Genomic DNA, 12,255 nt, shown 5'->3' with positions numbered 1-12,255 from the left:
CCATAATCAATATGAAATTAGTATTATTTTCTATTTTTAAACATACAATATGGAGCTATTCTCCTTAGTCGGTGCCCATGTGGCCCGGCTTTTTTGTCGTTCCGAGATTGTCCATGTCGCGGCAAATCTCATGCAGCCAATCTGCGTCATTAGTCATCGAAGCCATGAGCGACAAGTTCTTGAGCATCGCCTGCCGCCAGCAATAGTTGACGATCCAGTCCAAACACAGTTTAAGCTCCTGCAGCTGGACCGGATCAAGCCCACGCGCCTTTTGAGCGACACGAAGCTGGGCGAGGCGGTTGATAATCGGGCTGTCGCTCAGATCCACAACAGCCACCACCCTACGCACGCCAGAGCGCCAAGCACGACGACGTACCACGCGGCAAGGGTTTGCCTCCTCGGGTCGCTCACCCGCTCCTGCGTGGCGTACACGGCCTTGGGACGTCCGTCCAGCGTGTAGCGGATGCGGTAAACGGTTTGACGGTCTTGCATCTGCACCATCTCCTTATCGGTTGATAGTACAGTGTATGAGGATAACCGGAAAATAGTTCATTTATTTCGAATTAATTTGTTTTAACCAAATTTCTTGAATTGGCCTGCCGACGATTTCGGCAATTATTAGCGCTGTTGTTACGTGTGGATCCGAATCTCCGTTCACGATCGCACTAATAGCCGGCGGCTTCAATCCTGTCGGTTCGCATAGAGCTTTCTGGCGAATACCGGTTTCAGCCAATATAACTTTGAGTTTGCATTCGTACCCTTCCCGTAGCATCCCTTTCACCTCTCCAAACACTTTCGACGGAGCTGCTTGTCGAATCCTTCGAAGAATCTTAAGAGGTTTTGGCGAATCAGGTATCCAGGCAATCGAGCCTATTTTGCTTTCCGCGTCTCCTTCGTGACCTTCAATTGCTCAATAATGCCTTGGATATAGGCGGTGAACCTTTTGCTTATCTCGGCTCTCATCACTTCTCGAACAAAGCCCATTTTATTTTCGTAACCACGGCAAATATATTTGTAATACACCACCAGATCGACCTGATCATCCTGGAGCACCTTGATGTTCCTGCGGCTCATTTCCCGTCTTAGGTCATAGATATCCTTACTTATGCGATCCATGACCAGTTTACTAGTAACGAGGTGCAACTTCTTGAGGACACCAGTTGAGCCCTGAAGCTCGTCTACGCCTTTCTGTACCATCGTCAGCATATGAGGCAAGAGTACGTAATCACGGATCATATGGTACTCTTCCTCCGTCGGCACGCTTGAGACCTTTTCTACATTTCTCGAATCGTATTGCTCTTGGTGCTCGGTTAGCATCATCTTCGATTTCCACCGCTCGTTACCATCCAACTTGCTCATTTTGAGTACCATCTCCGTTCGTATTTATATAGGAACATTTGTTCTTATTTTATACGAACAGTTAATAATTAATCAAGAAATAATTATGTTGACTTTATCATACATCGGTTGTATGATAATAACATACAAAACGAAAGGATGATCAATATGACTATCACTGAGTACACCGCAATCGAGCACAAGGGGTTTCAACCAGACGGGAAAACTCCTTGGCAGTACTGGACTGTGAAGCTTGGGAAGGACTTATTCTACAAGGGATACGACGAGGTGAAAATCAAAACGGCGAACGACGAAGAGTTTGCAAGTCGGATCGCGAATGAGAAATTCGCTCTTGAGGTAATCGGCTTCCTTCAAAACTTTTTTGACACAAAGGGGAAGAAGCGTCCAGAGAGTGCGGGCAAGGTTATCCCTCCTCTTGTCGGGTTAGCCGAAGCTGCCGAGATTCTTGGGTGGGATAAACGGAAAGTCAGCACTTACATTCAGCGCGGATCATTCCCGGCACCGCTGAGCCAGCTTGCAAGCGGACCGATCTGGACGTACAAGCAAATTGAAGACTACCGCGATGGACGCAAATAAATCCGCCTAATAAGAATAAAAGCCCCGCCAGCCAGATAGGCCAACGGGGCTTTTTGCTAAACTCGCTGCGACCGGGCGAACATCACGCCCAGCAACCATAGCGTTTCGTCCTGTGTCAATTCACGCTTATACGCCTTCTCGACGAAAGTGTAATCGGCAAGTACTGGCCGATCCAACTCACTCTTAACACTCTTTTCATACAGACGCTGCAGCGCGGCCGTGAATTCGTTCCATTGTTGATCTGTCCAGTCTGGCACTTTGGCTCCTCCTTTATTTTTCAATCTCCGACCAACTTCGGCCTTAAACGCTTCCCACTCCTCCGGATGCTCGACCCAACGCTTCGGGCAGACCTTGCGCGTCACATCGTAATGCCGCATAAAATCGGCCGGTGTCAGGCCGTACAGTCGGCACAGCTCTACACCGACCTGCACGGCCCGCTCATAGGTCGCCGGGTGAAAGCTCCAATCGGGCTCAATGCACAACTCCACGCCCACGCTGTACGGGTTGGCCTGTGAGGCGTGATAGGCGACCTCATCAAGCGGGATGATGAGCAGCGACTCCGTAGGATCGATAAAGAGGTGTGCCGATGCGTACGTGTCTGCCTTGTCGTCAAATGGATCCTGTCGGGCTAACGTCTGGCCGAGGTAGCCATAGTGTCCCCGAGCGGTCGCGCCTGGGTTGCCCGTGTAGTGCCATACGATGTTTCGCGTCAGCTGCCGCTTCGTGCCCGGGCGGCTGAACGGGTTAATCGGTATGATGGCTTCGTTCCAAATCGTCATCCTCCGTTGCCTCCTCCCTTATCCTGCAACTGCTCCAGGTACTGCCGTAGCTTAGCCGGCAGCGGCGTGCCGAGTGTCCCGAGGTTTTCAATGACACTTAAACCCTCGCGGCCAGCGTAGAAATAGATGGCCGCCGTCCTAAAGATCGGCACGCCTGGCTGCACCCAACCGTCAATGAGAGCCGCTAAACCGATAACAAAAAGGACGGTCACCTTTCGGATCCCGCCCCAGTACATCGTATCGCTGTTAACGGTCTTGGTCTTGAACGCCCCCAAGACGCCAGTGATGTAGTCAGCCACCATGAGCGTCAGCAGCACTTGCAGCGCCTTGTCCCAGCCGCCTAGCGCTGCGGAGAGGGTTACACCAGCTGCCGCTGCCCATCCGCCTAGCGCCGCCTCCTTACCGCTTGATGCTGCGGCTGCCGTTGTGATCGTGGATATTAGAGTTTTGATGGCGATCTCCTCCTATGGCCTTGCCGGCCTATTTATTAATTGGACTGGTCGAGATGACTCGCTCTGCGAGCTGATTCATCTGTTCTCGCAGTTGTCGGAGCTGCTCGCGCTTTCGGGCAGCCGGAATGCTCAAGTCCTCTTCGATCTCGCGCATTCTCTTCCGCATTGCGCCGATGGCATCCGAAACGCGATCGTACTGCTTACGCTGACCGTCGTTGTACCATTTTGGAAGGTCACCGCTAATGTTCGCATCGGCCTTCGCCCGGTCTAACTTCTCCTTGGCGGAATAAAACTTGTCCATGATGTCGTTGGAGTAAACGGGATCTGCCGTGACTTGTCGCTCCAACGCAACCCCGGTCCCGCCTCCAGCGCTGAGTGCCGGTATGCCGATTTGCCCAACGCCGCCCAGGTACTGCTTCGCGACGTAGTCCAGTTTCATCGGGGATGTCCCTGTCAGCTTGCCTGCAATTTTCGCAGGAGCGCTTGTCTTCGAATCATATTGCAGCTTCGGTGATGCGTTCTGCAAATAACCTGGAACGATCGGACTTCCGGCCCAATTCTCATTCATGGCGGCACCAACAACAGGACCGGCTATGCTGTCACCCACGAAACCCGAGAGCGCTCCGGTTATGCCCTCTTGTCCGAAGCCTTGTATCGCCCCATTGATACCGGGAAGCGTGAACGTCTCGCGCAGCTGGTTGGCAAACTTCCGGAAAGCGTCCGGATCCTGTTGAAAGAATTGCCGCAAAAGCCGCTCGGGGATGTCGCTGAACACGGTCCCGATCTCCTTCGGCTTCGCGATCCGGACGAACGTACCATCTCCGCGCGGGATCAGGATGAAGTTGTCTTTGGTCGCATTACTGAGCTTCTGATAATCCGGATTGTCGTAGTTGAAAGCGTAGGCGACCATCGTCGGAATCGTGACGGCCAGGAAGGACTTCACCGTCGCCGCCTTCGGATTGTCCTTATACGTCCGCACGAACTTATCGAGCCCCTGCACAGCTGCGTTGAAATACGGGAACAGCGCATCCAGCTCGCGGGTCAGCCGGCCGCGGCGCTTGAAGTTGGTCGCCACCTCCTGCGACTCGAACAAGCCGAGCAGCCGATCGTCAACGTCCCCGCTCTTGCCGAGTCGCTTAAACTCGCCTAACCTGGTCGCGCTCTCGGTTGCGTTCAAAACGTTTTGCAGGAAGTCATAGCTTCGCGGTACGGCTCCGGCCAGGCGACCGCCTTTCGCGGGAAGAATCTTACGTTTGCTCTGCGCGAGCAAATTCCGGTCAGCCGCCACGGACGCGGTGTGCCCGCCGCCCATCCGCTTGAATTGCTTGTACAACTCCTTGTTCGCCATGATCGACCAGGCAGCTTCGAACAAGTCTGCTCCGAACTCAATCGGATTGTTCGTCGACTTCGACGCAATATAAGCCTGCGGAATGTCGCGCAGCAGGCTCCGAGTGAAGACGAAAATTGGATTGACTCCCGTCGTCAGCGTCTTCATGAAATTCGTGACTTTCCCGATGGCACCGAACACTTTGCCTACCTGATCCGGTCCCATGGCCGTAACGGCTTGAAGCAGACCCTTGTCGTTGATCTTCAGGTGAGCCGGCTCACCGTCCATCAGCACGCGCACGATGTTGTCGCGATCTTTCCGCGTTGTTTGCATGGCGTGGGAAAAGTCTTGTTCCAGTCGTGCGAGGACATCCTCCAGGCCCTCCGCGCTCGATAGGTCGATGTCAGCAACATCATCTAGCTTTTTCGGCGGCTCCACGATTTCTAAGAGCCCCTCGAATTCATCTGGATGCTGTTTCACATTACGGACAAGGGCCTGCATGGATTGATTCCGCTTGGCGGCCTTGACGAAGGCATCCACGTTCTCAATCATGGACTCGATCGGGCTGATTACCTTACGTTGCGATCCGCCTTTCTCGTACTTCCGTACGGGCACAGCTTGGCCGGCATAGCCGCGCTTCGTCAGCCCGCGTCCACCCTTCTGCTTCTCCAGCTCCGTGAAATACCGTTTGTTAGGGACGTAATACGGATTGGCCTCTCTCCAGGCGTCGGCTGTTTTCTGAGTGATGATTCCCGTATCCACGAGCCAATGCTGAACCATATTGTTTTGAAACTCGTAGACCTTGTCGGCCATCTCCGCGAATTTAGGATTGGCCGCCTCATATGCGGCTACCTTTTCCCGCCCGATGTCCGGCGTCCATTCCAGTTTGTCATCGAACACCTTCTCGCCGCGATCCTCCATCCGGGTAATCGCGTGACGGTTTAGTAGATAGTCCTCGAAGTCCACCATCTTGCCGGGTTCCAAGTCGGACAGCGCATCCTTCAGCGAACCGCTGACAACGTTCCCTTTTGCATCCACCAGCTTGTCAGTAAGGTTCTGCTTGGATATTTGATCGCTGTACCGGCTGGCAAGCGCGAGTTCGTAGGCGCTCTCCGATTGTTTCAGCGGAGCTTTATTCGCCCTTTCCGCGATCTGGTCCGCTTCCTTCAGCCGATAAACGTCATCGACTAGATCGGTGTACCAGTCCAGTTTTCGCCCCCCTGTCGGCTTAGGCTCCCGCTTGGAGCGCGACACAAGTTGACTCTTGGTGTCCGTCTTCAGGTTCGAGTAAGGATTCGTGCGTCGGAACGGAGAAATACCGGAATTCCTCCCGCCAGTCATCACATCGCCGATCTCTTGAATCGTCTCTTTCGCGACTTGACCGGCATTCTTCAACACGTCCATAGCGGATGTATCTGCAACTGGTGGAACCTCCGGGGGAGCGACCGGAGACGTCACCGGTGGCGCTTGCCTGGCTTTCGCATTAGCAAACACCGTAGGAGTGACAGGACGCTTCGCAGGAGGCTCAGGCTTGACGTACTTGTCCAGCTTCGACACTTGCCCTATGCCAGCCCCTTGGGTGTCCTGTGGATCGAGCAGGATCAGGACGCGATGCGCGTCATTGCCTGTCCGTGTGCCTCCGGTGTGAGTCAACCCATCGTATCCAGCTTTTTTAAGATTGATGGCTAAGTCTTGGAAGTTCTCGACGAATTCATTCGACGAAACCATCTGCTCTTGCGAGAGGTCCGCTATTTCACTCCGCAATTTCTGGATGACCTTTTCCGGCGTAGCCCCAAGTTTCTCTATTTCCTCACGGATGACACCGTAAATATAACCGTCATCGTAGTAATCCAGAGGCTTAGCTGCTTTTAGAATGGCGTCAGCCACATCTGGCGTAATCAGCTTCTCGAGATCAAGCACCCGGTTCATATTGACATTGGTCTCATACACGGTAGGCGTCTTGGAGCGTTTGCTGCGGCTGCCTGCGTACCCTTCCGCAATAGTTGGGTTATCCGTCAAATACACACCCTGACCAAAAAGAGACTCATGCGATCCCACGAACGGATCCAGAGTCTCTTTCGTCAATTTGTCTGTGCCGGTACCATGATACCAGTTTTTTGAGTTATACGTCTGCGCGACCGTCTCCGGTGTCACCTCGGCGTGCCCCTTGGAGCGTACCAGGTCGTAGAGCCGGGTTGGCTCTTTCTTAGGTGGAGCAGGCTTCTCTGCTCGCCTTGCTTTGATTGGAGTCGGAGCAGGCTTGGCAGGTGGTGTAACCGGCATGATCTGAGGAACAGCAGCTTCTGCCACCTGTGGGAGTGGTTGCTGAACAGCTGGAGTCGGCGCAATCGGCGATGTCGCAGATGGCTTCTTTTTGATTATGCTCTTGAGCCTACCGATCGCGGGGATAGCACCGCCAATGCCAGCACCTAAAGCCCCGCCAATTGCCGCTTGCTCTGCGGCTTCGCTCAGGTCCCCGCTGCCGGTTGCCAACTCTTGCCCCGCTGCGAGCGGTGCTTCAGCTGCAGCTTCGGTCAGAGCGCCGCGCGTAATCCGTCCCGGTAAGCTCCCCCCTAGTCGAGGAAGGAAACGCTGAACGATGTTCGCCGCTGCACGCTCTAAACGCAACGGGGCCGCGCCGGTTAACGGATGGAGGCTGGAGCCAATCAAACCGAAACCTTTCTCAGCGATCCCTGTTGCCGGCTGTTGTCCGGTTCGTTCCAAAAATGATTCCCTCGCATTTTTACCGGCTTCTGGTCCGCCGATGAGTGGCGCGTCTGGTGTGAGATACTCGGCCAGAATCTCGGACGGGCGCCCTACGATGTCGAGCGCCTTCTGTGCGACCTGCTTGGGCCGATTTACGATACTTTTGAACGGCGAAAGGAAACCGGGTGCTTCAACCTTCGGCACAGGCGGCGGGGTAGCAGGTGCAGGTGCAGGTGCAGGTGCAGCCGAGAGGATAGGGGATTGACGTATGCTGACAGGCGGTAGCGCTCCGGAATCAATACGCTGCTGCAATGTCGGTTTAGGGGCCACTTTCCGGTTCCGGATAACGTCGTACTCCCCTTGACCTGTCTGCTTTCGCTTACGGATAACATCATACTCTGACATAGGTTTACCCCCCAAACTCTTTCATGGCCCGCGCCTTATACCCTTCTATCTCTTGCTTTGTAAGACCAAGCAGTGTCAACACCTGATTCGTCTCCGCGTCGCTCGGTAATCCGGAGTCAATAACATCCAGGAACATCTGGTAGCGCCGGTTCGGATCCGTGGTAAGCTCGTCCCCTACTCGGGTAGTACCAAACTTGTCCAAGACCGGCGTCGTGTAGTTATTGCGAACAGCGCTAAGTACTTGGTTCGCGTTCAAGCCACTATACTTCGCGGTATTCGGCTGAGACATTTCGTAGTTGAGCGCGGTCCATTGCCGGTTGTTATCGTCTTGGGCTAAGCCGAGTCTCTGCTGCTCGATGTTCTGGCCGAAGGCCTGATCGGCTGCTTGGAGGGCGTATTGTAGCCCGAATTGCCGCACATCCTCATTGAACTTCTGAATGTACTGCTGCTGCGCAATTGCTTGCTGCTGGGCATCCATATTCAGCGGAGCACCAGGCTGATCGTAGAGCAGGCCCCAATCCTGCGTCGGTTGGAGCACCCGGCCCATCTGCTGGCCGACGGTAGCTGCCGCATTGAGATTCGATTCCTTATTTCGTAAGGCGTCCTGTGACAGCGCACGGTCGTTCTCGAAGCCTTGCTGATACTGCCCGCTTGTTGCCGATAGGATGCCTGCCAGGTTTGAGAAGCGGTCTTGCTCAGCACCGTAGTTCGCCTGGTCCACCTGCATTTGACGGTTCGCATTGTCGCTGTATTGCCTATACGCCTGGTCAATCAGTGCCGGTAGAACGGTAGTAGCAACTCGCGCCATTTCCTTGGCACCGATCTGGTGTGCAACTGTATCGGAATACGAGGACTTCCCCTGACCGCTTGCGCGAAGCTTCGCGTTCGTATCTGACTGCTGCTGTGTGATATTCTGTCGCGCTTCAGAGAGCGCCGCTGCGTAGTTAGGATCCGCGTCCTTGTTGTATTGAAACGGAGCGGGTGCCGAGAACGTGCGGGCCGGGGCTGCGGCAGCCTGCTGTAGGGTCCCGAGCGTTTGCCCGGCTTGCGTTTGTAGCTCGTTCTGCCGGAACGATCGTAGCGCTTGACCGAAAGCATTCTGATCCGGCGCATACGTGCTGCCATCAGCTTCCGGCGTGGCGTAGGCAAAGGTCTTCCCCTGCAAAGTTACACGTCCGGCGGGATCGTACCCAATCTCCTCATCCTTATAGCCCGCGTCTCGCAACGCTTGTCGGTACCCGATTTTCTGAGCCATGTCTTCACGCTCCTTGGTAAAAATAAAAGAGCCCTCACTTGGAGGACTCCTTTCTGATGGTGCTTATTGCTTCGGCGATTTTTCTATTTCATGCTTCATTTTTGTTCCAATGCTCTATTCTTTTTCGCTTCTTCTAATAAAAGTTCGTCATCAATCTGTTGCTGCATCTTGTTAATCATAACTTCATTAATAAAAACCGATTTTTCATATCTTTGTTTATTTTCCAGCAGAATATTTTTATCCTCTTCCTTCAAATTTTCATCTGTAAGTAAACGTTCATCAATCGATTTAATTGACGCTTTACTTCTTTCGTTGGTATTTTTCAAAGACTCAACATTGCTTCGGATATCTTCAAGTGACCTCTTTACTGATGCGTAATTTAGCGCTACGACTCTTTTTGTTTCATCGAAAAAAACTTCGTAGCCTATAGCATTGCCTATAGACCTCACTGGGAGATATGATGTTCCATCGATAACAACAGCCTTAGCTTCAACCTCTTTCAAATTAACATACACTGGAAATGTATTCTCAATTTTTTTACCTATCAGATCAGAGATGTCGTCTGCGTAAGAAGTAGCTGTTATCGTTAAACAGACTCCTGCCACTAATCCAATCAGATATTTTCTCATAATATCCCTCCATGCATTTTGGGATATTATACCACGAATTAAACCACGCTAGTGATAATTCCATTTGAAACATTAACTGTTTGTGATCCGGAAATAAAACTCCCTGTATAACCACTGAAAATATCTGCTTTGCCGGCGAGTCCAGTTAACAGCTCTGTTACAGTCGCAACAGTTTCACCATTTATATCCATCCTTACAGTCGCTGAAAATGTAGGCGCTACTACCTTTTTATTTACTACGAGACCGAACGGACTTCCTATTGTGAAGGTGATAAATCCATCTACTCGGATTTCTAAATCGCCTTGTAGGGCTTCTAAGCTAACACTATCACTTAAGGCATCCGAAAAGACAATGCCCTTTTGACTCGTTCCATCTGTCTCATTGAGGTAAAGGACATTACCGATCCTTGCGTCTGTTCCTACGTTGATCGTAGCGTTAGTTGTTATAGTTCCCGCCATAATCGTCCCCAGGTCAGCCGCAATCGCCGACAACTGGTTGACATCAATCTTATCCGCCGTGATAGCTCCTGCGGCAATCTCATTACCTGTGATCGTTCCGGCTTTGATGTTCTTCGCCTCGATGCTGTTGGCCCGGATATTCTTCGCATCCAAATGGCCGTTTATCGCGAACTCCAAGTCATTTTTCATGGCCGTCATGACATTCGCCATTTCCTTCACATACTTGTAGATGGCGACCATTTCCGGTGACGCTTCGACAAAATGCGGAATCGTCGGCGGCCGTGAAACTTGTTGTCCTTGCCAGAGACCCATATGATATCCTCCTTAGTGTAGAGGCAACTGCCGAACTTGTCGTGTCAGCTCATGCAGCCTCGCCCAACCGGTTCCTTCAAATTTCACGCGAATCATATTGGCTAGTGCGAAGTTGGACGGGATCGGAAGCAGAATCCGTTGAATCTGCGTCCCTGTTCCGGTTACCGTATGGACTAACTCCCAGTCTGAACCATCAGCGGTTTTAGACAAAGACACGTTCACAGTGCTACCCGAGACCAACTCCATCATTGCCCACAATTTAATCCAACGCTGTCGCTGAGCAGCAGAGGGATTCGTATATGGCTTAGTTACCGCCGACCATGTAATAGGTGTTCCCGCGTCGTCCGCGGCTCCTCCCAACCTCAACACTCGACCCGAAGCATCACCTATATACAGTTTGTGTTGAAACACGGTAAAGCAGGTGGGGGTAAAGCCGTTCCAAATCGACCATGCTTGTATACCTGTACGCGGGTCATACACTAGAATCTGACTGGTCCCATCGTAAAAATATAGTTTCAAGTTGTCCGTACCGGTCACCGCGTTCGCCGAAATGCTACCTCGGAAAAAGCCTTCCACAATATCCGCAAAGTCTTTCTCGGGATACATTCCGCCGCTTAAATACTCGAATAACCCCGTCTGGTGCATGAACCGCAGGGACGATTCCTGTACAACTGCCGCACGGTTATTAGCCGTCCCTTCGCGCTCCGTAATAAGCCGAACAGTGAAGTCGGATGGAAGCCCCCCGTACAACTCATGCAAACTATTCGGCATGCCAATTGTTAATTTGCTCAGGCTGCCTGATAGCATGTTGATATTCTCGCCGCGTGTGCTCTCCATGTCTTTTGCGAAACTGTCCTCGTCTGTACCGCCGAAATCGTTCCAACTGGCAGGTTGATCGAGTTTGCATGCATGTAGTTCTTTACCGGACGCTCCCCATAGTCGATTCTGGTAGGTTGTAATGTAGTTAATATTGGTAGGTGCGTCACCAAAAGTCTGAACCGTAGAGCCGTCGTACCGGTGCAAACCGTCAACCCCATTGCAGCCGACCAAGTTTACATCTGTTAAGTTTCCTTGAAAATTTGTAAAACTCCACATGGCGGTAGTATTCAGCCCGGACTTGAGTGTACTCCATGCGCTTCCGCTCCACTTCCTCCATGTGCCGTCCTGGAATACCGCATGCAACTCTGTGTCTTTCCAGACCCCCATCCCCAGCACCTTCGTACCGATTGCGCTCCCCAACACGGTGTAGCCTGGACGAACGGATGCCGTTGGGTAATCGTCGCTCGTCATGTTCAGCATGTCCGTGAAATAGTTCTCAGCAATCGAATAGGGATCAAAACTGTTCACGCCGCGAAACTCCCGGATCGACTGTGGCGGCAGCATGCCGGAGAGAGGCTGCGCCTTGACCTGCGGATAGCGGATCGGCTTCACGTGCCTCCCTCCTTCTGATAGTTTTGAGCCGCCACGCTCCAGCCTGCTTTGTACTGCGTCTCGTAGTTCCCACCCTTGCCCGCGTCGTCCTGCGAGTAGGCTAGGAAGGAAGCCAGCGCCGGCACGAACGTCCAGTGGTACTCCGTCGGGGCGTCCGGCGTCTGCGTGCCAACGCCGCCGGTCGTGAACGTCGTGGTCGCGATCCGGTGAGAGCGAACAATCCCCTGCAGGCCTGTTTGATAGGGTGCAGGGGATAGCGTAAGTTCGTGGTCTGTATCTTCGAAGGTGAACACGTTCTGCGTCGGGTTGACAACTTCATTGTCCAGGTTCCTGTACTTCAGCAGCCCGACCATGACCAGATCAATGTTCTTCTCACGGACGTCCGTTGCGAGCGTGTACCCCGCCTGTCCCTGGACGGCATTGAAGCGCACGATCTTTGGGATCTTCACGATGTTGAAGAAGTCTTGGTTCAGCGCGTTCAGCACGACAACCTTGTCGGCTGTCGTGACTTCGTTTGGGACGAGGATATCGGCTTCGGTGATGATCTCTTGGATTAGCATGAGTCA

Annotated in this window: 13 protein-coding genes; 1 reads left to right on the top strand and 12 read right to left on the bottom strand. The window is 52.8% G+C overall.

Annotated features, from left to right (window positions below; translation table 11 throughout):
* Nucleotides 1–64: 64 nt before the first annotated feature.
* The 4 genes from PKO02S_RS05990 to PKO02S_RS05980 form a co-directional block, all read right to left on the bottom strand.
* On the bottom strand, nt 65–328 hold the full coding sequence (locus tag PKO02S_RS05990; protein ID WP_127580194.1) for a DUF7667 family protein: 264 nt from the start codon (nt 326–328) through the stop codon (nt 65–67).
* Nucleotides 319–492 (bottom strand): hypothetical protein, encoded by a 174-nt coding sequence (locus tag PKO02S_RS32250; RefSeq protein ID WP_164821316.1) that lies wholly within the window; start codon nt 490–492, stop codon nt 319–321. The genes PKO02S_RS05990 and PKO02S_RS32250 overlap by 10 nt, the downstream gene beginning before the upstream one ends.
* Nucleotides 493–553: 61 nt before the next feature.
* Entirely contained in the window at nt 554–772 is a 219-nt protein-coding gene (locus tag PKO02S_RS33815) for a helix-turn-helix domain-containing protein (RefSeq protein ID WP_127580193.1), read from the bottom strand.
* Between the two features lie 98 nt (nt 773–870).
* Nucleotides 871–1,359: a YhjD family protein gene (locus PKO02S_RS05980; RefSeq protein WP_127580192.1), complete on the bottom strand. Its 489-nt coding sequence runs from the start codon at nt 1,357–1,359 to the stop codon at nt 871–873.
* Between the two features lie 147 nt (nt 1,360–1,506).
* Between PKO02S_RS05980 and PKO02S_RS05975 the strand changes: the two genes are divergently transcribed.
* A complete protein-coding gene (locus PKO02S_RS05975) occupies nt 1,507–1,935 on the top strand; it encodes a hypothetical protein (protein WP_127580191.1) in 429 nt (142 codons plus the stop codon).
* A 56-nt stretch (nt 1,936–1,991) separates the two neighbouring features.
* Here the strand turns inward: PKO02S_RS05975 and PKO02S_RS05970 are convergent, their stop codons facing one another.
* The 8 genes from PKO02S_RS05970 to PKO02S_RS05935 form a co-directional block, all read right to left on the bottom strand.
* A complete protein-coding gene (locus tag PKO02S_RS05970; protein WP_127580190.1) occupies nt 1,992–2,714 on the bottom strand; it encodes a peptidoglycan recognition protein family protein in 723 nt (240 codons plus the stop codon).
* On the bottom strand, nt 2,711–3,145 hold the full coding sequence (locus PKO02S_RS05965; RefSeq protein ID WP_307720009.1) for a phage holin family protein: 435 nt from the start codon (nt 3,143–3,145) through the stop codon (nt 2,711–2,713). Before PKO02S_RS05965 ends, PKO02S_RS05970 begins: the two co-directional genes overlap by 4 nt.
* Before the next feature lie 49 nt (nt 3,146–3,194).
* Nucleotides 3,195–7,604: an LPD38 domain-containing protein gene (locus PKO02S_RS05960; protein ID WP_127580188.1), complete on the bottom strand. Its 4,410-nt coding sequence runs from the start codon at nt 7,602–7,604 to the stop codon at nt 3,195–3,197.
* Nucleotides 7,605–7,608: 4 nt separating this feature from the next.
* Complete coding sequence (locus PKO02S_RS05955; RefSeq protein ID WP_127580187.1) at nt 7,609–8,859, bottom strand: hypothetical protein; 1,251 nt, start codon at nt 8,857–8,859, stop codon at nt 7,609–7,611.
* 95 nt (nt 8,860–8,954) lie between these two features.
* Nucleotides 8,955–9,488 (bottom strand): stalk domain-containing protein, encoded by a 534-nt coding sequence (locus tag PKO02S_RS05950; protein WP_127580186.1) that lies wholly within the window; start codon nt 9,486–9,488, stop codon nt 8,955–8,957.
* Between the two features lie 38 nt (nt 9,489–9,526).
* Nucleotides 9,527–10,258 carry a hypothetical protein gene (locus tag PKO02S_RS05945; RefSeq protein WP_127580185.1) on the bottom strand — a complete coding sequence of 244 codons (732 nt, stop codon included), beginning with the start codon at nt 10,256–10,258 and terminating at the stop codon, nt 9,527–9,529.
* 12 nt (nt 10,259–10,270) lie between these two features.
* On the bottom strand, nt 10,271–11,689 hold the full coding sequence (locus PKO02S_RS05940; RefSeq protein WP_127580184.1) for a hypothetical protein: 1,419 nt from the start codon (nt 11,687–11,689) through the stop codon (nt 10,271–10,273).
* Complete coding sequence (locus tag PKO02S_RS05935) at nt 11,686–12,249, bottom strand: hypothetical protein (RefSeq protein WP_127580183.1); 564 nt, start codon at nt 12,247–12,249, stop codon at nt 11,686–11,688. The genes PKO02S_RS05940 and PKO02S_RS05935 overlap by 4 nt, the downstream gene beginning before the upstream one ends.
* Between the last annotated feature and the right edge of the window lie 6 nt (nt 12,250–12,255).

The organism is Paenibacillus koleovorans NBRC 103111 (assembly GCF_004000845.1).
Taxonomy (GTDB): domain Bacteria; phylum Bacillota; class Bacilli; order Paenibacillales; family NBRC-103111; genus Paenibacillus_AA; species Paenibacillus_AA koleovorans.
The sequence above is the reverse complement of the archived record's forward strand: the minus strand, read 5'-3'. Positions and strand labels throughout refer to the sequence as shown.